The organism is Micromonospora sp. NPDC093243 (assembly GCF_044753725.1).
Lineage (GTDB): Bacteria > Actinomycetota > Actinomycetes > Mycobacteriales > Micromonosporaceae > Micromonospora.
This window is the reverse complement of sequence record NZ_JBIVNT010000012.1, coordinates 39,581-62,122: the sequence shown is the minus strand read 5'-3', so window position 1 is coordinate 62,122 and position 22,542 is coordinate 39,581. Positions and strand designations below refer to the sequence as shown.

General features: G+C 72.8%; 18 protein-coding genes. 12 read left to right on the top strand and 6 right to left on the bottom strand.

Annotation, left to right across the window (positions count from 1 at the left end; translation table 11 throughout):
- Positions 1–174 precede the first annotated feature (174 nt).
- The 4 genes from ACIP9D_RS30850 to ACIP9D_RS30835 all read left to right on the top strand — a co-directional run bounded on the left by ACIP9D_RS30850 (position 175) and on the right by ACIP9D_RS30835 (position 4,501).
- Positions 175–1,746 carry a sugar transferase gene (locus ACIP9D_RS30850; protein WP_350876885.1) on the top strand — a complete coding sequence of 524 codons (1,572 nt, stop codon included), beginning with the start codon at positions 175–177 and terminating at the stop codon, positions 1,744–1,746.
- 39 nt (positions 1,747–1,785) lie between these two features.
- A complete protein-coding gene (locus ACIP9D_RS30845) occupies positions 1,786–3,012 on the top strand; it encodes a histidine kinase (RefSeq protein WP_350876832.1) in 1,227 nt (408 codons plus the stop codon).
- Complete coding sequence (locus tag ACIP9D_RS30840; protein ID WP_350876830.1) at positions 3,009–3,770, top strand: LytTR family DNA-binding domain-containing protein; 762 nt, start codon at positions 3,009–3,011, stop codon at positions 3,768–3,770. Before ACIP9D_RS30845 ends, ACIP9D_RS30840 begins: the two co-directional genes overlap by 4 nt.
- Before the next feature lie 65 nt (positions 3,771–3,835).
- Complete coding sequence (locus ACIP9D_RS30835) at positions 3,836–4,501, top strand: DUF5701 family protein (RefSeq protein WP_350876828.1); 666 nt, start codon at positions 3,836–3,838, stop codon at positions 4,499–4,501.
- Positions 4,502–4,553: 52 nt separating this feature from the next.
- On the opposite strand, the gene ACIP9D_RS30830 is transcribed toward ACIP9D_RS30835, so the two are convergent.
- Together ACIP9D_RS30830 and ACIP9D_RS30825 are read right to left on the bottom strand one after the other, a co-directional pair.
- On the bottom strand, positions 4,554–5,846 hold the full coding sequence (locus ACIP9D_RS30830) for a hypothetical protein (protein ID WP_350876826.1): 1,293 nt from the start codon (positions 5,844–5,846) through the stop codon (positions 4,554–4,556).
- A gap of 134 nt (positions 5,847–5,980) precedes the next feature.
- Positions 5,981–7,342, bottom strand: coding sequence for a hypothetical protein (locus tag ACIP9D_RS30825; RefSeq protein ID WP_350876825.1), 1,362 nt, complete (start codon positions 7,340–7,342; stop codon positions 5,981–5,983).
- A gap of 253 nt (positions 7,343–7,595) precedes the next feature.
- On the opposite strand from ACIP9D_RS30825, the gene ACIP9D_RS30820 reads away from it, so the two are divergent.
- From ACIP9D_RS30820 to ACIP9D_RS30810, 3 genes are all read left to right on the top strand, one after another.
- Complete coding sequence (locus tag ACIP9D_RS30820; protein ID WP_350876823.1) at positions 7,596–8,273, top strand: response regulator transcription factor; 678 nt, start codon at positions 7,596–7,598, stop codon at positions 8,271–8,273.
- The gene (locus tag ACIP9D_RS30815) at positions 8,270–9,352 is read left to right on the top strand and encodes an ATP-binding protein (protein WP_350876821.1); all 1,083 of its coding nucleotides are present in this window, start codon (positions 8,270–8,272) and stop codon (positions 9,350–9,352) included. Before ACIP9D_RS30820 ends, ACIP9D_RS30815 begins: the two co-directional genes overlap by 4 nt.
- A 251-nt stretch (positions 9,353–9,603) precedes the next feature.
- Positions 9,604–11,556 carry a DUF4173 domain-containing protein gene (locus ACIP9D_RS30810; protein ID WP_350876819.1) on the top strand — a complete coding sequence of 651 codons (1,953 nt, stop codon included), beginning with the start codon at positions 9,604–9,606 and terminating at the stop codon, positions 11,554–11,556.
- A gap of 61 nt (positions 11,557–11,617) precedes the next feature.
- On the opposite strand, the gene ACIP9D_RS30805 is transcribed toward ACIP9D_RS30810, so the two are convergent.
- Together ACIP9D_RS30805 and ACIP9D_RS30800 are read right to left on the bottom strand one after the other, a co-directional pair.
- Positions 11,618–13,723 carry a hypothetical protein gene (locus tag ACIP9D_RS30805; RefSeq protein ID WP_350876818.1) on the bottom strand — a complete coding sequence of 702 codons (2,106 nt, stop codon included), beginning with the start codon at positions 13,721–13,723 and terminating at the stop codon, positions 11,618–11,620.
- 157 nt (positions 13,724–13,880) lie between these two features.
- Complete coding sequence (locus ACIP9D_RS30800) at positions 13,881–15,149, bottom strand: hypothetical protein (protein WP_350876816.1); 1,269 nt, start codon at positions 15,147–15,149, stop codon at positions 13,881–13,883.
- 350 nt (positions 15,150–15,499) lie between these two features.
- Between ACIP9D_RS30800 and ACIP9D_RS30795 the strand changes: the two genes are divergently transcribed.
- Positions 15,500–15,913, top strand: coding sequence for a hypothetical protein (locus tag ACIP9D_RS30795; protein ID WP_350876813.1), 414 nt, complete (start codon positions 15,500–15,502; stop codon positions 15,911–15,913).
- Position 15,914: 1 nt separating this feature from the next.
- Positions 15,915–17,555, top strand: a complete 1,641-nt coding sequence (locus ACIP9D_RS30790; protein WP_350876811.1) for a sodium:solute symporter family transporter — start codon at positions 15,915–15,917, stop codon at positions 17,553–17,555.
- Positions 17,556–17,608: 53 nt separating this feature from the next.
- Here the strand turns inward: ACIP9D_RS30790 and ACIP9D_RS30785 are convergent, their stop codons facing one another.
- Positions 17,609–18,454, bottom strand: coding sequence for a hypothetical protein (locus ACIP9D_RS30785; protein WP_350876809.1), 846 nt, complete (start codon positions 18,452–18,454; stop codon positions 17,609–17,611).
- Positions 18,447–18,947, bottom strand: coding sequence for a SigE family RNA polymerase sigma factor (locus ACIP9D_RS30780; RefSeq protein ID WP_350876807.1), 501 nt, complete (start codon positions 18,945–18,947; stop codon positions 18,447–18,449). Before ACIP9D_RS30780 ends, ACIP9D_RS30785 begins: the two co-directional genes overlap by 8 nt.
- 142 nt (positions 18,948–19,089) lie before the next feature.
- On the opposite strand from ACIP9D_RS30780, the gene ACIP9D_RS30775 reads away from it, so the two are divergent.
- From ACIP9D_RS30775 to ACIP9D_RS30765, 3 genes are all read left to right on the top strand, one after another.
- The gene (locus tag ACIP9D_RS30775) at positions 19,090–19,854 is read left to right on the top strand and encodes an ABC transporter ATP-binding protein (RefSeq protein ID WP_350876806.1); all 765 of its coding nucleotides are present in this window, start codon (positions 19,090–19,092) and stop codon (positions 19,852–19,854) included.
- Positions 19,839–21,533, top strand: coding sequence for an ABC transporter permease (locus ACIP9D_RS30770; protein WP_350876804.1), 1,695 nt, complete (start codon positions 19,839–19,841; stop codon positions 21,531–21,533). The genes ACIP9D_RS30775 and ACIP9D_RS30770 overlap by 16 nt, the downstream gene beginning before the upstream one ends.
- Before the next feature lie 141 nt (positions 21,534–21,674).
- Positions 21,675–22,538, top strand: coding sequence for an alpha/beta hydrolase (locus ACIP9D_RS30765; protein ID WP_350876802.1), 864 nt, complete (start codon positions 21,675–21,677; stop codon positions 22,536–22,538).
- Positions 22,539–22,542: the final 4 nt, after the last annotated feature.

The window sequence follows — 22,542 nt, the reverse complement described above, 5'->3', positions numbered from 1 at the left end:
AGTGACTCGGTCCCCGGCTTCTGATATGGCGTGGAGCCGGCCAGATCGCCCGCCGGCACCATCGGTCGCAAAGTCCTTCGGGTCGGCGTCCGGCCGGGGCCCGCGTGGGAGACTGGAACGGTGGGCGACTCGAGCCCTCACGGCGAGTGAGCGGCGCGGGTCATGCGGGAGGACATGGGTGAGGTGACGACAAGCCTCCAGCGCCCGGTAACCAACGAAGGCCGGAGCAAACTCGTGCGGCACGTCGACAGCTTCGAGATCCAGCCGCCGTCACCGCCGTCGCACAACGGCGTACCCCGGTCCGCCTGGGCCCGGGCCCGGCGTCGCGTCTCCCGCTGGCATCGTCCCTACACCGCGGTCCTGCTGCTGCTCGACTTCGCGGCGGCGGCCTTCGCCAGCTTCACCGCCATCCACACCTTCGACCAGGCCCGGTCCGGCTTCTACAACGCCCAGCAGGACCCGACCTGGTTCTTCACCGTCGCCTTCGTGCTGCTGCCACTCGGCTGGGTGGTGATCCTCTGGGGCAACCGGGCCTACGACCGGCGCTATCTGGGGCTCGGCCCGGACGAGTACAAACGGGTCATCCGGGCCGGTGTCGCCGTCGCGGCCACCGTTTCCTTCCTCGCCTTCGCCACCAAGACGTCGCTCTCCCGCTACACGGTCGGCACCGCGCTGCTCGGCGCGCTGCTGCTGATCCTGCTCGGTCGCATCCTGGCCCGCTTCGTGCTGCACGTCATCCGGCGCAACATCGGTCAGGGCGGGCACCGGATGGTGCTGGTCGGGACGCTGCCGGAGTGCCTGGAGGTCTACACCGCGGTCACCCGCAACCCGGCCGCCGGCCTGGTGCCCGTCGCGATCCACATCACCGACGGCTACGCCGCCGCCCGGGGAATGCAGACCCCGGTCCCGGTGTACGCCGGGCGGGACGTGCTCGCCCTGGTACGCGAGGTGGGCGGGGACACCATCGCGGTCTGCGGTTCGGCCAGCGCCGAGCCGGGCGAGCTGCGCCGGCTGGCCTGGCAGCTGGAAGGCTCCGGCGTCGACCTGGTCGTCGCCCCGCAGCTCACCGACATCGCCGGCCCTCGGGTGCACATCCGGCCGATCGAGGGCCTGCCGCTGCTGCACGTCGAGGAGCCGACCCTCTCCGGCCCGGCGCTGCTGGCCAAGAACCTGATGGACCGGGTGGCGGCCGGGCTCGGCTTGCTGCTGCTGGTCCCGCTCTTCGTGGCCGTCGCGGTGGCGATCAAGGTGTCCGACCGTGGACCGGTCTTCTTCCGCCAGCCCCGCGTGGGGCACGAGGGACGAACGTTCCGGGTGTGGAAGTTCCGGACCATGTACGTCGACGCCGAGGACCGGCTGGCCAGCCTGGTCGACCAGAACGAGACCGACGGCATGCTCTTCAAGATGAAGCAGGATCCACGGGTCTTCCCGGTGGGCCGCTTCCTGCGCGCCTCCTCGCTCGACGAGCTGCCCCAGCTGATCAACGTGCTCTGGGGGGAGATGTCGCTGGTCGGCCCGCGTCCGCTGCCGGCCGACGACGGCGACTTCCTCGGCGACGTACGCCGGCGGCTCCTCGTCCGGCCCGGCATGACCGGCCTCTGGCAGGTCTCCGGACGCTCCGACCTCTCCTGGGACGAGGCGGTGCGGCTCGACCTCTACTACGTCGACAACTGGTCGCTCGCGTACGACCTGAGCATCCTCTGGCGCACCGTCGGCGTGGTGCTCGCCCGCAAGGGCGCGTACTGAGGGATGGCGTAGCCGCCGCCGAACGGCCAGGATCTGGGCGTGGGTGGCAACCTCTCGGCCGTGCTCGGTGTCGTGTCGTTGGTCAGCGCGCTGGCCGCGGCGCTGTTCGCGGTCGGCCGGCTACGTGCCCGCCGGGGCATCGCCACCGCCACCCAACGGGCCACCTACGAGGTGCTGCACACCGCCGGGCTGGCCGCCGAGCCGCTGCGTACCGGCCTGAGCCCGGCCGGCGCGGCGAAGGCCGTACGCCATCTGCGGGCCCTGGTGGGCGCGGTCGGCCTGGCGCTGGCCGACCGGTCGGAGCTGCTCGCGCTCGACGGGCGCGGCGGGCACCACGGCGAGCAGCTGCTGGGCGCGGCCCAGCGGGCGGTGGCGACCGAGCGCTCCACCGTGCTGGGCGAGTCGGAGCTGCACTGCGACCGGGTCGACTGCCCGGTACGCGGGGCGGTCGTCGCGCCACTGACCGGCGCGGACGGGCGGGTGGTCGGGGCGCTGGTCGCGATCGCCGACGGCCCGCCGGCGCCCGGTCTGGTGCAGGCGACCCTGGAGACCGCGCACTGGGCCGGCAACCAGCTCGCCCTGGCCGAGCTGGACTCGTCCCGGGAGCGGCTGGCCCGGGCCGAGATCCGCGCGCTGCGCGCCCAGATCAGCCCGCACTTCATCTACAACGCGCTGACCGCGATCGGCTCGTTCGTCCGGACCGACCCGGAGCGGGCCCGCGAACTGATCCTGGAGTTCGCCGAGTTCACCCGCTACTCGTTCCGGGCGCACGGTGAGTTCACCACGCTGGCCGAGGAGCTGCGCTCGATCGATCGCTACCTGACCATCGAGCGGGCCCGGTTCGGCGACCGGCTCCAGGTGCGGTTGCAGATCGCGCCGGAGGTGCTGCCGGTGACCCTGCCGTTCCTCTGCCTGCAACCGTTGGTCGAGAACGCCGTCCGGCACGGGTTGTCCCGCAAGCCCGGCACGGGCATGGTGAGCATCGAGGCCCGGGACGCCGGCGCCGAATGCCACATCACGGTGGAGGACGACGGGGTGGGGATGGATCCGACCAGCCTGACCGCCGGCATCGCCGAGTTGGCCCGCAGCTCCGGCGACCCGGGGGACGATTCCGGCCAGCACGTCGGGCTCTCCAACGTCGACGAGCGGCTCCGGTCGGTCTTCGGGGACGGGTTCGGCCTGGTCGTCGAGACCGGCCTGGGCTCGGGCACGAAGGTCAGCATGCGGGTGCCGAAGTTCCATCCCGGCGTACGGGCCGGGTCATGAGCGCACCGGGTTTTCTGCGGGTGCTGGCGGTCGACGACGAGCCGCCGGCACTGGACGAGCTGGCCTACCACCTGCGGGCCGATCCCCGGGTGGCCCGGCTGCACACCGCCGGGGACGCGACGGAGGCGCTGCGGCTGCTGCGCGACGGCGACATGGATGTGGTCTTCCTGGACATCCGGATGCCCGGCCTGGACGGGATGGAGCTGGCCCGGGTGCTGCGCCGGTTCGCCCGGCCACCGGCGATCGTCTTCGTCACCGCCTACGACGACGGCGCGGTCGACGCGTTCGACCTTGGTGCGACCGACTACGTGCGCAAGCCGGTGCGCGCCGAGCGGTTGGCCGAGTCGCTGCGCCGGGTGATGGGCTCCCGGGTGGTGCCGTCGCACCCGGCGGCGCTGGCCCGGGCGGAGGAGGATCCGACGATCCCGATCGAGCTGGCCGGCACCACCCGGATGCTGCCCCGATCGGCGGTGCGCTGGGTGGAGGCGCAGGGCGACTACGCCCGGCTGCACACCGCGGACGGCTCACACCTGGTCCGGGTCTCCCTGGCGACCCTCGCCGAGCGGTGGGCGGACGCCGGGTTCGTCCGCATCCACCGCTCGTACCTCGTGCAGTTGAAGCTCATCGCCGAGCTGCGGCTGGTCAACTCCGGCTATGTGGTGGTGATCGACGGCACCGAGCTGCCGGTCAGCCGGCGGCACACCCGGGAACTCAAGGACAAGCTGGTCCGTGCGGCGAAACAGGATTGGAACCGGTAGACCGGGAATAGGACCTCCCTCGCCGTACGCTGTACGGTAGGCCGTACGACTTGAGGGAGGCCGCCGTGACAGACGCCCCGTTCGACGCCGTGACCGAGTTCGACCGCCAGCTCGACCGACTGGTCGAGCTGGGCTACCCCGCCCTCGCCAAGCTGACCGTGGACGACTTCCGCGAGCTGGTCGACCCGCTGCGCGCGGCGGCCGTCGCCGGCGCGGCCGACCTGCCCGCGCCGACCGAGGGGCGGGTGCCGTTCCTGCTGGTGATCACCCGCGAGCTGGTGCCGGTCGAGGACCGGCTGGCGCTGACCACGCTCGCCGGCAAGCGCAAGCCCGGCTTCCTGGACCGGCACTACGCCGAGGGTGACCTGGCCCGGTTCGACCCGATCAAGGAGCTGGAGGTGCCCGCCGGTCCCGCGTACCTGCTCTTCGACGTGGACCGGGGTGACGAGGACACGCTCAACCTGGCCCCCTCGTCGGCGATGGAGGTGATCACCGGCCAGGGCCGGCTGCCGCTCACCATCGACGAGGGGCTCGCCTTCGTCACGCTGTACCCGGCCGCGCTCGCCAAGAACAAGTGCTTCTCGCTGGTCGGCTCGCGCTGCGGCGACAAGCGGGTGCCGGCGATCTGGATCAGTCAGGGCGCGCCGAAGCTCGGCTGGTGCTGGTACGGCAACCCGCACACCTGGCTCGGCTCGGCTTCGGCCAAGCCGGAGCGCGCCGGTCTGGAGTGACGGAAAGGGCGCCCGGGTCCTCGACCGGGCGCCCTTCTTCACCTTCCGCCCGTCACGGCCAGTAGAACCGGCCCGTCACATCCATGACCAGGTGAACGCTGCCCGCGTGGTTGCGCACGTGGAACTTGCCGTACGGCCCGAGCTCGTTCAGCACCGCCCCGGAAACGGTCTGCCCGGCCGCCGGGTTGAGGTTGCTCGCCGACGGATCACCGAAGTCGGGCCAGTCGGCCGGCCAGACGGTGACGACCGTGCTCCGCGTCGGCGTCACGGCGGTCACGTTCGTCACCAGGACGATCTCCTCGTTGGTCCCCATCGCCGGCGGCGACGCCACCTTGCGGGTGTCCCCGGCACCGAGCGCGCCCGCCGTCCCCAGGCCGGTGCGGGTGTCGACGATCCGGGTCGGGTTCAGTGCCTGGAATCGGCGGCCGAACAGCAGCGTCCCGTCGTCCATCATCCCGAAGCCGTCGACGATGATGTGGGCACGGGCCGAGGTGTAGATCGTGAAGGCCGGCGCGCCCTCCGGGGAGCAGAGCGACCCGTCGCACGGCCGGGTCTGCACGTACGCCAGGTTGGGCGTGACGGTGCCGGCGCGGAAGTTGACGGTCGAGGCGGTGGGCACCGAACCGTCACCCGACCAGGCCGTGACGAAGCCGTCGGACTCCGGATCGACCACGGTGATGTTGAGGACGAGCGCTCGGGCATGAGGGTTGTCCCCGCCGAGCAACCTCGTCAGGTTCAGGTAGCTGCCCGCGGACCGCTTCAGCCCGCCGCTGCTCGGGTCGGTCCGGCTGTCGAAGATCCGGCTCGCGCGATACGGGTGGTAGCGGGAACCCATGCCCCGGCTCGCGAGGGTGTTGTCGGCCGCGTAGAACCCCACCACGTCGACCACGACATCCGTGTGGCCGTTGCGGTTGAACACCCTCACCTTGCCGCCGGTGCCGAGCTTGACGGTGACGTTGTTCGAGCCCAACCAACCCGCCGCGAAGTTGACCGACGAGGCGTTCGGCAGGGGCTGGCCGGCCGGATAGAGGGTGACGAAGCTGTCCGCCGTCGGGCCGGTGATCGTCACGTTGACGACGACCGCCCCGACGCCGCTGACCGGCACGCCACCGCGCCCGGCCACCTGCAGGTCCACCGTGCCCGACGGACCGACCTTGGCCATCGGCGCGCCCAGACCGTCACGGGTGTCCATCAGGCGGGTGGGGGCGACCGGGTAGTAGGTGCCGGTGACGTCGACAGCCGCCTGCGACGTACGCGACGGCACGGCGGCGGCCGGCGCCGCAGTCAGCGCGCAGGTGGCGACCAGGGCCGCGCCCACGCCGAGCAGGCCGCGAAATGTTCGCATGTGGATCCCCCGGAGAACGATGGACGGAAATGCGTCGACACACCCTAGGAGGCGGTGATCATGCGCGGCAAGGCCGGCCCCGGCCAGGGAGACACATCGACCCGTTCGGCCGGGGTGGGGTGGGCGAAACGTGGTCAGTAGCCGCCGGTGGCGATGACCCGCATCGGCTCGGCCGGCGAGGCGCCGGCCGGCAGTTGGAAGGTGCCCACCACGTCCGCCACCAGATGGGTGCTGCCGGCGAGGTTGTGCACCTGGAACGCGTCCTGCGGGCCGATGCCGCTCAACACGGCGTTGGAGACGATCTGCCCGGCCGCCGGGTTCAGGTTGCTCGCCGTCGGCTTCGCCAACCCCGCGTCGGCGGGCCAGACGGTGACCACGGTGTTGAGGCTCGGCGCGACCGCCGTCACGTTCAGCGCCAGCACCTGGGTGGCGGCGGTGACCAACGCGGGCGGGGTGACGACCCGGCGGGTCACGTTCGTACCGAGCGCCCCCGAGGTGCCCAGGTTGCTGCGGCTGTCGACGATCCGGGTGGGGCTCAGCGGGGTGAACCGCAGCCCACCGGCCAGCGATCCGTCGTCGATCACCCCGACCAGGTCGACCACGATGTTGGTGGACCGGAGCGTGTAGACCGAGAAGATCGGCACGCCGTACCAGGGACCGCAGTCGTGGCAGGTCGCGGTCCGCACGTAGGCCAGGTTCGGCACCACCTTGCCGGCGCCGTAGTTCACCGTCGACGAGGTGGGCACCGGGCTGTCACCGGCCCAGGCGCTGAGGAAGCCCGACTCGGCCGGCGCGACGGCGGTGATGTTGAGGACCAGCGCCCGCACCCGCGGGCTGGACGGGCCGAGGTCGACCCACCGGTTGATCCGGGTGTTCTCCTCGATCGCGCCGCGCTCCTGCCGGGTGTCGACCAGCCGGGTCGGGGTCACCCGCTGGTACTGGCCGCCCCGGCCGTGGCTGCCCTGCACCGTGTCACTGCCGGCGTAGAAGCCGACCACATCGACCACCACCTGCGTGCTGCCGTCGTGGTGGTAGATGGCGACCCGGCCGTCCGCCGCGAGCTTGACCGTGACGTTGTTGGACCCCAGCCAGCCGGGCGCGAAGTTGATCGACGATGCGGTCGGCCGGGCCTGGCCGCCCGGGTAGAGGGTCAGGTAGCTGTTCGCGGTCGGGCCGGTCACCGTCACGTTCAGCACCACCGAGCCGACGCCGCTGGCCGGTACCCCGCCGCGGCCGGCGACCCGGAGATCGACCACCTCACGGGCCCGCAGCGGGCCGGTCCGACCGCCGAGGCCGCTGCGAGTGTCCATCAACCGCTCCGGTGCCAGCGGGTAGTACATCCCGACGACCGATTCGGCGGCGGACGCCGCGGGTGCCGAGGCGGCCGAGGCCGCGGGTGCCGAGGCGGCCGAGGCCGCGGGTGCCGAAGCCGGCAGCCCGGCCAGCGCACAGGCTCCGACGGCGGCTACGGAGAGCAGGGTGCGGAGTGCGCGCATGAGGGGCCCCGGGGGAGACGAGGGGACAGGAAACAGCCTGCTCAGACTAGGGGTGGCCATCTATGCCGGCAACCCCGTGACCAGCGAATAAATCCCTTCGTATCCACCGTGGAGGGACATCCGGCGACCGGTGTCCGTCGATCGGCTGAACGGCAGCACGCGGATCGGCGCCGGGCCCGGACCAGCCGTTCTCCACAGATCGTTCACATCACCAGCCACTGATCTCCACGGCGGCTCCCTACAGTCAGGCCTCATGAAAGAGCGCCGCGTACTGGTGGTCGAGGACGAGCGGACCATCGCCGAGTCGGTCGCCGCACGGCTACGTGCCGAAGGCTTCACGGTGGACATCGCCGGCGACGGCCCGAGTGCCGTCGAACGATTCCGGGTCGGGCAGCACGACCTGGTCGTCCTCGACGTCATGCTGCCGGGCTTCGACGGCCTGGAGGTGTGCCGGCGGATCCAGGCCGACCGGGCCGTGCCGGTGCTGATGTTGACCGCTCGGGACGACGAGACGGACCTGCTGGTCGGGCTCGCGGTGGGCGCGGACGACTACCTCACCAAGCCGTTCTCCATGCGCGAACTGGCCGCCCGGGTGCACGTCCTGCTGCGCCGGGTCGAGCGGGCCGCCGCGGCGCCGGTGCCCGCCCTACGACTCGGCGACATCGAGATCAACGAGGCCGAGCGACGGGTCCGCAAGGCCGGCGTCGACGTGCACCTCACCCCGACCGAGTTCGACCTGCTGGTGCATCTCGCCGCTCGGCCCCGCGCGGTGCTTCCCCGGGAGGCCCTGCTCGCCGATGTCTGGGGCTGGGCCGACAGCGCCGGCACCCGTACCGTCGACAGCCACGTCAAGGCGTTGCGGCGCAAGCTCGGCGCGGATCTGATCCGCACGGTGCACGGGGTCGGCTACGCGCTGGAGGTGCCGGCGTGAGCCCCGCCCTGGTCGCCCGGCTGGACCGGGTACTCGAACTGCTTCCCCGCCCGCTCGATCCGGTCCGGTCGATCAAGTTGAAGCTGGGGATCCTGCTGGTCGCCTCCGGCGCGGCCGGGATCTCCTACTTCTGGTACGCCATCGGCTGGCTGCCGGTCCGGACGGCGGCCACCGCCATCTGCGTCGCGCTGCTCACCTCGCAGGTCCTCGCGCACGGGATGACCTCGCCGCTGCGCGAGATGACCGCCGCGGCCGGCGCGATGGCCCGCGGCGACTACACCCGGCGGGTACGTGCCACCTCCCGTGACGAGGTGGGCGAACTGGCCCGGGCGTTCACCAAGATGGCCGAGGACCTGGGCGCCGCGGACCAGCGCCGGCGCGAGCTGATCGCGAACGTCTCCCACGAGCTGCGGACGCCGATCACCGCGTTGCAGGGAGTGCTGGAGAACATGGTCGACGGGGTGGCCGCCGCCGAGCCGGCCAGCCTGCGGGCCGCGCTGGCGCAGACCGAGCGGCTCGGTCACCTGGTCGCCGACCTGCTCGACCTCTCCCGACTCGACGCGGGGGTGGCGACGCTGCGCCGGGTCCACATCGACGTCGCCGACTTCCTGGACGAGGCGGTCGAGCACGCCAGCGCGAGCGCCGCCGGCGCAGGGCTGGACGTCCACTTCCGGTCGCGGGAACTGCCCGCCCCGCTGACCGTGCACGCCGACCCGTGGCGGCTGCACCAGGTGCTCGCCAACCTGCTGGACAACGCCGCCCGGCACAGCCCGGCCGGCGGCACGGTGCGGGTGAGCGCCGAGGAGCACGCCGGCGAGCTGCACCTCGAAGTCAGCGACGAGGGCCAGGGCATCCCGCCGGCCGAGCGTTCCCGGGTCTTCGAACGGTTCAGCCGCGGCGACCGCGCCGCCGGCGGCGGGACGGGCCTCGGCCTCGCCATCGCCCGGTGGGTCGTGGAGCTGCACGGTGGACGCATCCAGGTGATCGACCCCGCGACCCCCACGCCCGGTGGTGGACCCGGCTGCCGGATCCAGGTGGCCATCCCGGGTGCCGGACCGATCCGAGAGGAAGTGGTATGACCGACCCCACGGCGAGGCCGACGCCCGCCCCGGCCAACTCCCAGCCGACGCCTGCCCCGCACCAGCCGGAAGCTCCGCCGGCCGGCGGCGGACCGGCGACCGGTCCGGCCGTACCGCCCCCCAGTAATTCCGCGCCGGGACATTCGGTCCCGCGACCGTCCGGGCCGGGAGCCGGCCGTCCGGGGCCCCCACCGGGACCGGGAGCCGGGCACCCGGCGCCGCCACCGGGGGTCGCCCGTCCAGGGCCGCCCGTGGGCGTGCCCGGCGGCGCCAACTGGGCGGGACACGGGGGCAACTGGGGCGGCAACTGGGGCCCGATGCCACCCACCGGCGGGCAGCCCCGGCCGCCCGCCACACCACCCGCACCGTCGGCACTCCGCCGACGGTGGCCCGGCCCGACCGGCGCCGCCCATCCGGCGGTCCTCGGCACGGCGACCGCGGCAGCCGCCGTGGCCGCGTCGGTCGTACCGCTCGACCGCCCCGGCGCCGGATGGCTGCTGGCCGCCTTCGCCGGCACCGGGGCGCTGGTCACAGCCGCCGCGATCCGCCCCGGCCCATCCGCCGGCACGCCACGTGCGCCGGTACCGCCGGCACCCACCGCAGCCGGCACGCCGCCGCAGCCGTCCACAGCTCCTCCCGTCGCGCCCGCTGTCGCCGCGGGGGACCGCCAGGACGCCGCACCGGGGAAGGCACCGGCCGCGCCCGACGCCCGGCCGACCGCTGGCGCCCCGGCGCCGGCCACCGGGACACCGGCCCAGGCACCGCCCACCGACGCAGTGCCGCCGGCCGGGGCAGCGTCGTCGGCCCAAGCAGCGCCGCCGGCCGACGCAGCGCCGCCGGCCACGTCAGCGTCGTCGGCCACGTCAGCATCGCCGGCTGAGGCAGCGCAGCCGGCGGCGAAGCCGGACGTCCGTCCCGGTGCCACGGGGGCACCGGGGCGGGCGTCCCGACTCGCCTGGGCCGGCGCCACCATCGCGCTGGTCGCGGTCGGCTCGGTACGCGCCGCCGGTTGGCTCTTCGTCCTCTGCCTGCTCACCGCGGCGGTGACCGCGAGCCTCGCACTGGCCGGTGGCCGTACCCCGCGGGGGATGCTGGTGTCGATGGTGCTGCCGCCCGCGGCAGCCGCCCGGGCCCTGCCCTGGGCGGCGCGCGGGTTCGCCAGCACCCGTCCGGACGGGCACAGGTTCGGACGCGTGCTGGCCAGCGTGGCGGTCTCGCTCGGCCTGCTGGCCCTCTTCGGTCTGCTCTTCTCCTCGGCAGACGCCATCTTCGCCGACCTGCTGACCGACCTGCTGCCGGACGTCTCGCTCTCCGGCGTCACCAGCTGGACGCTGCGGTTCGGCCTGATCGGCGCCGGTCTGCTCGGCGGGGCGTACCTGCTGGTCCGCCCACCCGATCTGGGCGACCTGCGGTCCGGACCGGCCCGGACGGTGCACCGGATGGAGTGGGTGCTGCCGCTGGCCGCGCTGGACGCGCTCTTCGCCGCCTTCGTGCTGGTGCAGCTGACCGTGCTCTTCGGCGGGTCGGGTCACGTGCTGCGCACGGCCGGGCTGAGCTACGCCGAGTACGCGCGGAGCGGCTTCTGGCAGCTGCTGGCGGTCTCCGCGCTCACCCTGCTGGTGATCGGCGGCGCGGTCCGTTGGGCGCCGCGCACGAGTCGGGCCGACCGGATGCTGGTCCGCGCCCTGCTCGGCACGCTCACCCTGCTCAGCCTGGTCGTCGTGACATCCGCGCTCTACCGGATGCAGGTCTACACCGAGGCGTACGGGGCGACCCGGCTCCGGATCTTCGTGACGACCGTCGAGGTGTGGCTCGGGGTGCTCTTCGTCCTGGTCGGGGTGGCCGTGCTCCGGCTGCGCGGCGGCTGGCTGCCCCGGCTGGTGCTCGCCACCGCCGTGTTGGCGCTGCTCGGCCTCGCGGTGGTGAACCCGGACCGCTTCATCGCGGACCGTAACGTCGAGCGGTACCAGGCGACCGGCCGGTTGGACGTCGGCTACCTCGCCGGCCTCTCCGCGGACGCCGTACCGGCCCTGGACCGGCTGCCGGAGCCGCTGCGCTCCTGCGCGCTGCGGGACATCGCCGCGCAGTTGCCCGAGGACGGGCTGTTCGCCGCCAACCTGGGCCGGGTCCGGGCCCGGGCGCTGCTCGAGCCGGATCCCGTGGCGACTGGCACCACCGGCTGCGAGGGGCCGCGCCGCTGGTGACCACCGTCGCGTGGACGACGAGGACGCCCCGGATCACCGGGGCGCCCTCGTATGTGCGAGGTCAGCCGCGGACGTAGTCCGACGCGCCGGAACCGGCGGGCTTCGGCCTCGACGAGCCGGTCGCGAGGGCGCCCGCGCCAGTCGTGCTCGCGGTGCCCGGGTAGAGGTAGAAGGTGCCCACCACGTCGGCCACGAGGTGGGTGGTGCCGGAGAGGTTGTGCAGGTGGAACGAGTCCTGCGGGCCGATCACTCCGAGCACCCCGTTCGAGACGAGCTGCCCGGCGGCCGGGTTCAGGTTGCTCGCCGTCGGCTTGGCCGTTCCGGCGTCAGCCGGCCAGACGGTGATCACGGTGTTGCTGCTCGGCGTCACCGCGGTCACGTTCATCGCCAACACCTGGGTCGCCGTGGTCACCATGGACGACCAGGCGGTCACCCGGCCGGTCTGGTTCGGCCCGAGCGCCGTGGGCAGGCCCATGCCGATGCGGCTGTCCACGAGTCGGGTGGGGCTGCTCGGCTTGAACCGGAGGCCGTCGGCCACCGTACCGTCGTCGATCACGCCCACCAGGTCCACCACCACGTGGGTGGTGGCCGAGGTATAGATCTTGTACGTCGGTGCGCCGGTCGCGCCGCCGCAGGAACCCGATGGACAGGGCACAGTCTGGACGTACGCCAGGTTGGGCACCACCTTGCCGGCCCCGTAGTTCACCGTCGAGGCGACCGGCTTCGTGCCCTGCCCCGACCAGGCGGTGAGGAAGCCGGCCTTTACCGGGCTCACCGCAGTGATGTTCAGGACCAACGCCTTGACGTGTGGGTTGTACCCCTTGAAGTCCACCCAGCCGTTGAGGGCGTACCCGGCGGGCAGCGCGCCGCGTGGATCCTTACGGCTGTCGAAGAGCCGGAACGGCTCGTACCACTGGTACTGCCCACCCTTGCCCCAGCTGGCCAGGGTGTTGTCGCTGGCGTAGAAGCCGACCAGGTCGACCACCACATCGACGTTTCCGGCCAGGTTGAAGACCGAGACCTTGCCGCCGGCGCCAAGCTTCACGGTGACGTTGTTCGAACCGAGCCAGCCGGCGGTGAAGTTGATCGACGAGGCATTCGGACGTGCCTCGCCCGCCGGGTAGACGGTCAGGAAACCGGCCGCCGTCGGACCGGTCACCGTCACGTTCAGCACCGCCGAGCCGACCCCGCTGGCGGGCACGCCGCCACGGCCGGTGACCTGGAGGTCGACCTTCTGGCCCGGTCCCAGCTTCGCCTTCGGCGCGCCCAGGCCCTCTCGGGTGTCCATGAGGCGGGCCGGAGCGACCGGGTAGTAGGTGCCACTCACCCCGCCGACGAAGCCGTCGACCGAGAGCCGGACGTACTGCAGGCCCCGATTCGTCCCCAGCATCAGCGGCGCCATCTGCCGTTCCGCCTTGGTGGGGTGGGCGACGACCGAGACGGTGCAGGTCCCGCCGGGGGCGATTGTCTGCCCGTCGCAGGTGGAGGAGGTCACCGAGAAGGCCGCCCGCAGCGGCTCCCCGATCGTGGCGCGGCCGAACGAGATCGGCTCGCTGCCCAGGGAACGGAAGGTCACGGTACGGGCGGAGCTGTCGGCCCCGGCCTCCTGGCGGCCGAAGTCCACCGCTGCGGGCTCGGGGAGCGCGACCTCGTACCCCAGGGTGGACTGCCAGCGGATCTCGCCGCCCATCAGCCCGAAGTCGCCGGCACAGCTGAACTGGTAGTAGGCGGCGAACCGGGTCACCGAGCCGTCGGACGTGTGGTCGACCTGGTCCACCTGGAGTGAACCTGCGCCGGGCTGGCAGCTCCGGCCATCGGAGGTGACATCGAGCCGAGCGTTCGTGGCATCGCCGGTCTGGTTGGCCGCGTACCGGTCGCCCTCGACCCAGTTCTGCCCGGTCGGTGGTGCGAGCGTCACCTCGACGTAGGAGCCGCCGGTCTCGGCGCGCAGGGTGAGGACTCCGTCCGGCGCGGGTGTGCCGGTGAGGGCGGAGTTGTTCTGGTCGTAGACACCAGACTTCTGGACCGGCGAAGGACTGTGCGTCCCGACGTCAACGGTGAGCACCGTGTACGTCTGAGCGGGCTCGGCGAGCACCGCATCCGGCATTACCGCCAACGCACATATCCCGGCGATTCCGGCGCCGAGCAGTGTGCGGAATTTGCGCATGAAGACCCCGAAAGGAAAGAGGAGTGGGGATTGCCGGGTCGTGATCGACGGCGGCGGAGCCGCGACGTCGAGCCGGCGACCCGCCCGTGACGATCGGAAGGGCGGGCAGCGACGGGGCGCCCCGGCCGATGGCCAGGGCGCCCCGCGTGGGTGGTACTCAGCTGCCGGTGGAAGCCCGGCTGGTGGTGCCGACGACCGCGGGAGCGGTGGTGCCGGCCTTGGCGCCCTTGGCGGCGGCCGCAGCGGCCGGGTCAAGGAAGTAGAACGTGCCCACCACGTCGAAGATCATGTGCGTGGTGCCGGAGAGGTTGTGCACGTTGAAGCCGGCCTCCGGGCCGATCAGGCTCAGCACCGCGCCGGACACCGTCTGACCGGCGGCCGGGTTGAGGTTGCTCGCCATCGGCTTCGGGTCGCCCCAGCCGGCCGGCCAGACCGTGATCACGGTGCTGTTGGTCGGCGCAACGGCGGTCGCGTTCATCGCCAGCGCCACGGTCGTCTCGTCGAGCAGCTCAGCCGGCGTGGTCACCGTGCGGACGCCACCCGGGGGAATCGCGGCCGGAATGCCCTGGCCGTAACGGCTGTCGGCGATCCGGGTCGGGCTCAGCGACTTGAACCGCAGGCCGCCGCCCCAGCTGCCGTCGTCGATCAGGCCGACCAGGTCGGTCACGAAGTGCGAGGTCTGCGAGGTGTAGACGCGGAACATCGGCGCACCGGGGGTGCACCAGTCCTCGTAGCACGGCCGGGTCTGCACGTAGGCCAGGTTCGGCACCACCTTGCCGGCGCCGTAGTTGACCGTGGAGGAGGTCGGCCGGGTGCCCGCACCAGACCAGGCGGTCAGGAAGCCCGCGTTCGCCGGCGCCACCGCGGTCAGGTTGATCACCAGGCTGCGGATGCCCGGGTTGTCGGCTCCGAAGTCGACCGAGTAGTCGATCCAGGAGCCGGCCGGCATCTTGCCGGTGCCGTCCGACCGGGTGTCGAAGAGCCGGTCCGGAGTGACGGGCCAGAACTCGCTGCCGTTGCGGTTGGTGGGGGTGTTGTCGGCGGCGTACCAGCCGACCACGTCCACCACCACGTGGGTCGAGCCCAGGTGGTTGTAGATCGACGCCTTGCCGCCGGTGCCGAGCTTCACCGTGACGTTGTTCGAGCCCAGCCAGCCCTTGGGGAAGTTGATCGACGAGGCCGAGGGCCGCGCCTCGCCCGCCGGGTAGGCGGTGAGGTAGCTGTTCATCGTCGGGCCGGTCACGGTCACGTTGAGCACGACCGAGCCGACACCGCTGGCGGGGACCCCGCCGCGGCCGGTGACCTGCAGGTCGATCTTCTTGCCCGCGCCGAGGGCGCCCGTCGGCGCGCCCAGGCCGGAGCGGGTGTCGAGCAGGCGGGCCGGCGCCAGCGGGTAGTACGCCCCGGTGACGTCATCGAGGGCCATCGCAGCCTTCTGCGAGGGGACCGGAGCCGCGGATGCCGTACCCGGCACCACGGCCAGTGCACATGCTCCGGCGAGAGTGACGCCGAGCAGCGTGCGGAATCTACGCATAGAAACCCCGTGGGTAGAGAGGAACAGGAAATTGCCGCATCAGCGTAGGTGCCGGGGTCAATGCCGGCAAGGCCGATACGCCGGGAAACAAAGAAGGGTACTGAGGGCGGACCAATCCGGACTTAATGGTTACTTAAATGTCCGAGCGGCTGGTTGTCCACAGGGGTGAGCGTTTCTCCACAGGTTGTCCACAGCCGACGGCCGTCCCTTGACATTCGGCCTGATCAGGCGAGACTGCCCAGGTGACCGCTGCCGACGATGCCGTGCCGGCCCAGCGGGCGCCGGAGCCGCCGCTGCGGACGCGGATCGTGCTCGCCGAGGTGTCCCGGCGGGACGACCGGGTGCTGCGTACCCGCGCCGAACTGGCCCAGCAGACCCTGGTCGGCGAGACGCTGGTTCGCGGCCTGGTCCGGGCCCAGCTCGCCCTGGCGCTGCGGCTCTCGCTGGTGGTGGCGATCGGGCTGGGCGGGCTGCCCTGGCTCTTCGCGATCGCGCCCTCGGTCGGCCGGGTCACCGTGCTCGGGGTCAACCTGCCGTGGCTGCTGCTCGGCGTGGTCAGCTTCCCGTTCCTGATCGGGGTCGGTTGGGCGTACGTGCGGCTGGCCGAGCGCAACGAACAGGACTTCACCGACCTGGTCCAGCGGCCGGAGCGCTGAGATGGGCAACGGACTGGTCGTCCCGGCGATCGTCGCGGTCACCCTGGTCACCGTCGGCATCGGCTTCTACGGGCTGCGGCTGGCCCGCACCACCTCCGACTTCCTGGTCGCCTCCCGAGCGGTCAGTCCGACGTGGAACGCCGCCGCCATCGGTGGCGAGTACCTCTCCGCGGCGTCCTTCCTCGGCGTCGCCGGCCTGATCCTCAAGTACGGCGTCGACGTGCTCTGGTACCCGGTCGGGTTCGCCGCCGGCTACCTGGCCCTGCTGCTCTTCGTGGCCGCCCCGCTGCGCCGCTCCGGCGCGTTCACCCTGCCCGACTTCTGCGAGCTGCGGCTCGGCTCCCGCCGGCTGCGCATCCTGGCCACCGTCTTCGTCATCTTCATCGGCTGGCTCTACCTGGTGCCGCAGCTGCAGGGCGCCGGGCTCACCCTGGCCACCGTGGCCGGCTCGGCGTACCCGGTGGGGGCGGTGCTGGTGGCCGTGGTGGTAACCGCCAACGTGGCGCTGGGCGGCATGCGGGCGATCACCTTCGTCCAGGCGTTCCAGTACTGGCTCAAACTGACCGCGCTCGCCGTACCCGCGATCTTCCTGGCTCTCCAGTGGCAGGCCGACGCCCGTCCGGCGGTGACCCCGCCCGACGGGCCGACCTTCCGGACCGCGACCACCGTCGTGGTCGAGCACCGCGCCACCCTCACCCTGCCCGACGGCGAGACCCGGGAGGTACGCCCCGGCGACCAGCTCTCCTTCGCCGCCGGCGACCCCGTGCCCGAGGTGTCCGGGGCGGCCACCGGTGCGGCCGACTGGCTGCTGCCCAGCACCGCCGGCGACGACGACCGCGGCCTCTTCGCCACCTACTCGCTGATCCTGGCCACCTTCCTGGGCACCATGGGGCTGCCGCACGTGCTGGTGCGCTTCTACACCAACCCCGACGGCGCGGCGGCCCGGCGTACCACCCTGGTCGTGCTCGCGCTGGTCGGCGCGTTCTATCTGCTGCCCACCCTGTACGGCGTGCTCGGCCGGATCTACACCCCGCAGCTGCTGGTCAGCGGCCAGACCGACGCGGTGGTGGTGCTGCTGCCCGGTGCCGCGCTCGGCGACGGGCTGACCGGCCGGCTGCTCGCCGCGCTGGTCGCGGCCGGCGCGTTCGCGGCCTTCCTCTCCACCTCCTCCGGCCTGCTCACCAGCGTGGCCGGAGTGATCTCGACCGACGTGCTCGGCCGCGGCTCGGTGCGCGGCTTCCGGCTGGCCACGGTGATCGCCGGGGCGGTGCCCACCGTGCTCGCCCTGAACGTCTCCGGGCTGGACGTGTCGCAGGTGGTCGGGCTGGCCTTCGCCGTCGCCGCGTCGAGCTTCTGCCCGCTGCTGGTGCTCGGCATCTGGTGGCGGGGGTTGACCGACCTCGGGGCCGCCGCCGGAGTGCTGGTCGGTGGCGGCGCGGCGATCGGGGCGGTGCTCGTCACCGTGCTCGGCCCACCGCTCTCCGGCTGGCCGGCCACACTCACCACCCAGCCGGCGGCCTGGACCGTTCCGCTCGCCTTCACCGTGATGGTGGTGGTGTCGATGGCCTCCCGCCGGCGCGTTCCGGCCGACATCGGGGCGACCATGCTGCGCCTGCACACCCCCGAGGCCCTGCGCCTCTAGCCACGGCCACGGGGACCCGGGCGCCGGTGGCGGCATCCGGGTCACCGGTCGGGTCAGCAGGCGTCGGTGCCGCGGCAGAGCCGGTCGGCCACCTTCCGGGCGTACCCGCGGGCCTCCGCCGGGGTGGTGGCGCTGTCCATCCGCAGCTGCGCCACGAGATCACCCTGCCGGACCAGGAGCCACCGGCTGGGCTTTCCCTCGATCAGCGAGCCGACGAGCAGCGACTCGTCGCCACCGAGGCCCTCCGCCAGGATCGACAGCGAGTCGTCCGGCCGGTGGGGATCGCAGTCGGCGACCTGCTCCCGTACCCGGTCCATGGAGCTCGCGGCGCCACTTCCGGCGTGCCGGGTGACGCGCTGGATCATCGAGTCGGTGGGCGATTCGAAGACCCGGTCCCGGTCGGCGACCTGGCGCACGGCCAACGACGCTGACTGGTTGCGGCAGAAGATGGTGACCGACGCGAAGGTCCAGTCACCGTCCGGGGTCGTGTCCGCCGAGGTGAACCCCTTCGGCAGGTCGGCCAGCTGCAACATCGCCGCGGCCGGAATCGTCACGCTCGACGCGGACGGCCCGTCGGTGCCCGCTGACGGGCTCGACGGCGCCCGGCCGGTGGGGCTCCCGCTGCTGCTCGGCGTGGGGTCGGCGGCGCGGCTCGGCGTGCTGGACGGCGTGGGCGTCGGCGAGCCGGTGGCGGGCGGAAAGGGCGGGGTGGCGTCCGGGCCACCGGCCAGTGCCACGGCACCGGTGGCGACCACGGCCACCGCCACGATGCTGGCGAGGCCGGCCGCCATCCGGGTACGCCGGGTGCGCTGCCGGCCGCGCCGACGCACCTGGTCGGTCGGCGCCCAGGTCAGGTTCTCGGTGTCCCGGTAGAGATCGGTGAAGAGCTGGTCAGGCATGGGTGACCTCCTCAGGGAGGGCGGTGTCGAGCATGGTGGCCAGGGATTTCCGGCCGCGGGCGAGGCGGGCCTTGACGGTGCCGGTCGGGGCGCCCGTCTGGGCCGCGATCTCGGCGACCGACAGATCGGCCAGGTGGTGCAGCACGATGGCTTCCCGTTGTTCGTCGGGCAGCCGGCGCAGCGCCGTCACCAGGGCGACGGTGTTCTCCGAGGGTGGCCCCACGGCGGGGTCCGGACCGTGCCGCCGGTAGGCGGCGAACCCGTTCCGGATCTTGCGCCAGCGGTTGATCAGCAACCGATGGCCGACCGTCCGTACCCACGCCTCCGGATCGCCGTACCCGCTGATCCGCTCCCACCGCTGCCAGGCCCGCACGTACGCCTCCTGCGCGGCGTCCTGCGCCTCGGCCAGGTCACCGCCGAGCGCGTAGAGCACGGTGACGACCCGATGTCTGGTGGTCCGATAGAACTCCTCGAACCCCTCGTCGCTCTCCAATGTCCCTCCCCGTCGCGTTCCTGCCCCTGTCACCCGCCAGCGAGTGGACCGGTTGCAGGTGACGCGAGTACGTCGCGAGGATGACCGCGGGTCATCCGCGCGGGGGCGGACGTCGCGGTGCGAGCCGGATACGGTCTGACGCATGACTGGTGAGCATCCGGCGCTCGTGCTGCGTGGCCTGGCCAAGCGGTTCGACAGCAAGGTGGCGGTGGCCGGCGTCGACCTGGACGTTCCGGCCGGCTCCTTCTACGGCCTGCTCGGCCCGAACGGCGCCGGCAAGACCACCACCCTGTCGATGGCGGTCGGGCTGCTCCGGCCGGACCACGGCCAGGCCCAGGTGCTCGGGCACGACGTCTGGGCCGACCCGGTCCGCGCGAAGCAACTGCTCGGCGTCATGCCCGACGGGGTGCGCCTCTTCGACCGGCTCAGCGGGGCGGAGCTGCTGGCGTACCACGGTCTGCTGCGCGGCATGGACCCGGCGGTGGTCGACCAGCGGGCCGCGGAGCTGCTGGACGTGCTGGCACTCGGCGACGCCGGCCGCACCCTGGTGGTGGACTACTCGGCCGGCATGAAGAAGAAGATCGGGCTGGCCTGCGCGCTGCTGCACGGCCCCCGCCTGCTCGTCCTCGACGAGCCGTTCGAGGCGGTCGACCCGGTTTCCGCGGCGCTGATCCGGGACATCCTCCAGCGCTACGTCACCGGCGGCGGGACGGTGGTCTTCTCCAGCCACGTCATGGAGGTGGTCGAGCGGCTCTGCTCGCACGTGGCGATCCTGGCCGAGGGCACCATCAAGCGGGTCGGCGCCATCGGCGAGGTACGCGGCGACCGCTCGCTGGAGGACGTGTTCGTCGAGGTGGTCGGCGGGCGGACCGCGACCGGCGAGGAGCTGGCGTGGCTGTCGAAGTGACGGCGCCCGCCCCACGGGTCCGGCCGGTCTCGGCCCGGCTCTTCGTCCGGCTCAAGCTGCGGGTGATGGGCAACAACTTCCGGGGCCAGGGCTGGCGGGTCGCGCTCTTCGTGGTGGGCGTGCTGGTCGGGCTCTGGTTCGCCGGGAGCGGCTTCTTCCTCTTCGCCGCACCCGGGCTGGCCGACAGCAACCGCTACGCGCTGATGATCGCCGCGTTCGGCGGTGGCCTGCTGGTGCTCGGCTGGCTGCTGTTGCCGCTGGTCTTCTTCGGCGTGGACGAGACGCTCGACCCGGCCCGGTTCGCGTTGCTGCCGCTGTCGCGTCGGACGCTGGTCACCGGGTTGCTGGCCGCCGCCCTGGTCAGCGTGCCGGTCCTCGCCGTGCTGATCGCGCTCGCCGGGCTGGTGGTCACCGCGTGGGTGCTCGGCGGCTGGTCGGCCGGCCTGGTCGGCGCCGTCGGCGTGCTCGCCGGCGTGCTGCTCTGCGTGGCCGCCAGCCGGGCGGTGACCAGCGCCTTCGCCACCATGCTCCGGTCCCGGCGGGTCCGCGACCTGGCCGCCGTGCTGCTGGCGGTGACCGCCGCGCTGCTCGGGCCGTTGCAGATCTTCGGGCTCGCCGCGATCCGCGAGGCCGACTGGGCGGCGCTCAGCGGGGCGGCCGAGGTGGTCGGTTGGACCCCGTTCGGCGCACCGTGGACCGTCGGCATCGACGTGGCGCAGGGCCGGGTCTGGGCCGCGCCGGTCAAGCTGCTGATCACCGCGGTCACCCTCGGCGCGCTGCTGCTCTGGTGGTCGCGGTCGCTGGAGTCGGCGATGGTCGGGGCGGCGAGCGCCGGCCCGGCCCCGGCGACCCGCGGGGCCACCGGGGGCGCGGTGGCTCAGCTCTTTCCGCGCGCGGCCGGCTGGGCCCGGCGGGACCGGTTCGGCGCGCTGGTCGCCCGGGAGTGCCGCTACTGGTGGCGCGACGCCCGACGGCGGGCCAACCTGATCACCATCGCCGTGGTCGGCATCTTCGTGCCGGTCATGGTCAACCTCGGTGGGGCCGGTTTCAGCATGGACACCGAGCGCGGCTTCACCGCCGGTGGTGGCGCGGCCTCGCCGGTGCTGGTCAGCCTCTCGATGCTCTTCGTCGGGGTGATCGCGGCGCTCACCCTGGCCAACCAGTTCGGCTTCGACGGCAGCGCGTACGCCGCGCACGTGGTGGCGGGGGTGCCCGGGCGGCTGGAGCTGCGGGCCCGGTTCACCGCCTTCTCCGCGTACGTGCTGCCGATGCTGGCCGTGGTGGCCGTGGTGATCCCGCTGGTGCTCGGCGAGCCGGGCTGGATCGGCCTGACGGCCGGCGGCCTGTTCGCCGCGTACGGGGCCGGGCTCGCGGTGACCGGGCTCGTGTCGGTGCTCGGGGCGTACTCGCTGCCGGAGACGAGCAACCCGTTCGCGCTGAACACCGGCGCCGGGGTGGCGAAGAGTTTCCTCAGCCTGCTGGCGATGCTCGGCTCGGCCGCCGCCGGGGTGCCGATGGTGCTGGCCGCCGTGCTGCTCGGTGACGTCTGGCTCTGGCTGGCCCTGCCGGTCGGCGCGGCGTACGGGTTGGGTGCGGCGCTGCTCGGCAGTTACCTGGCCGGCGACGTGCTGGACCGGCGGCAGCCGGAGCTGCTGGCCACGGTCACCCCCCGCCGCTGACGCCGGCGCGCCGGCTGGCCGGATCGCTCGGGCGCGCGCTCCGCCGCTCAAGCACCCGAACCGGGCCGCGCGCGGCAATGCCCGGCGACCGTTCCGGAGCGGCAGTTACGGTGCGGGAAGCCGTGACAAGGAGCAGCCGGTATGAGCACCTCCACCCGCTACCGCACCGTGACGGTCTACGGCCTCTCCATCTTCTACCGGGAGGCCGGCCCGCCGGACGCGCCGACGCTGCTGCTCCTGCACGGCTTCCCGTCCTCCTCGCGGATGTTCGAGCCGCTGCTCGGGCGGCTCGCCGACCGGTACCGGCTGATCGCGCCCGACTACCCGGGCTTCGGGCACAGCGAGGCTCCCGACCCCGGCCGTTTCCCGTACACCTTCGACCGCATCGCCGAGGTCATGTCGCGCTTCGCGGCCACCGTCGGCGCCGAGCGGTACCTGTTGTACGTCCAGGACTACGGCGGCCCGGTGGGCTTCCGGATGGCGTTGGCGGAGCCGGACCGGCTCACCGGCCTGGTGGTGCAGAACGCGGTCGCCCACGAGGCGGGCCTGGGCCCGCTCTGGGAGAGCCGCCGGGCGTTCTGGCGGGACCGGGCCGGGCACGAGGCCGCGGTACGCGAGAACTTCCTGTCACTGCCCGCGGCGCGCACCCGGCATGTCGGGAGCGACCCCGACCCCCAGCGGTACGACCCGGATCTCTGGACCGACGAGCACGCCTTTCTCAGTCGACCGGGGCAGGCCGAGATCCAGCTCGACCTCTTCTACGACTACCGCACCAACGTGGCGTCGTACCGCACCTGGCAGGAGTGGCTCCGCCGGACCGGTCCGCGGCTGCTCGTCCTCTGGGGCCGCTACGACACCTCGTTCGAGCCGGGCGAGGCGCAGGCGTACCGCTCGGACGTCTCGGGCGCCGAGGTCTACGTGTTGGACGGCGGCCACTTCCTGATGGACACCCGGGCCGACGAGGTCGCCTCGCTGGTCCGTGGCTTCGCGTCCAGCGGCGGGTGAGCCC

Excerpts from the sequence above, each read along its gene's own strand:
- ACIP9D_RS30840 (WP_350876830.1), top strand. The coding sequence starts at position 3,009 with ATGAGCGCACCGGGTTTTCTGCGGGTGCTGGCGGTCGACGACGAGCCG.
- ACIP9D_RS30850 (WP_350876885.1), top strand. The coding sequence starts at position 175 with ATGGGTGAGGTGACGACAAGCCTCCAGCGCCCGGTAACCAACGAAGGC.
- ACIP9D_RS30790 (WP_350876811.1), top strand. The coding sequence starts at position 15,915 with ATGGGCAACGGACTGGTCGTCCCGGCGATCGTCGCGGTCACCCTGGTC.
- ACIP9D_RS30765 (WP_350876802.1), top strand. The coding sequence starts at position 21,675 with ATGAGCACCTCCACCCGCTACCGCACCGTGACGGTCTACGGCCTCTCC.
- ACIP9D_RS30775 (WP_350876806.1), top strand. The coding sequence starts at position 19,090 with ATGACTGGTGAGCATCCGGCGCTCGTGCTGCGTGGCCTGGCCAAGCGG.
- ACIP9D_RS30830 (WP_350876826.1), bottom strand. The coding sequence starts at position 5,846 with ATGCGAACATTTCGCGGCCTGCTCGGCGTGGGCGCGGCCCTGGTCGCC.
- ACIP9D_RS30805 (WP_350876818.1), bottom strand. The coding sequence starts at position 13,723 with ATGCGCAAATTCCGCACACTGCTCGGCGCCGGAATCGCCGGGATATGT.
- ACIP9D_RS30785 (WP_350876809.1), bottom strand. The coding sequence starts at position 18,454 with ATGCCTGACCAGCTCTTCACCGATCTCTACCGGGACACCGAGAACCTG.
- ACIP9D_RS30825 (WP_350876825.1), bottom strand. The coding sequence starts at position 7,342 with ATGCGCGCACTCCGCACCCTGCTCTCCGTAGCCGCCGTCGGAGCCTGT.
- ACIP9D_RS30820 (WP_350876823.1), top strand. The coding sequence starts at position 7,596 with ATGAAAGAGCGCCGCGTACTGGTGGTCGAGGACGAGCGGACCATCGCC.
- ACIP9D_RS30800 (WP_350876816.1), bottom strand. The coding sequence starts at position 15,149 with ATGGCCCTCGATGACGTCACCGGGGCGTACTACCCGCTGGCGCCGGCC.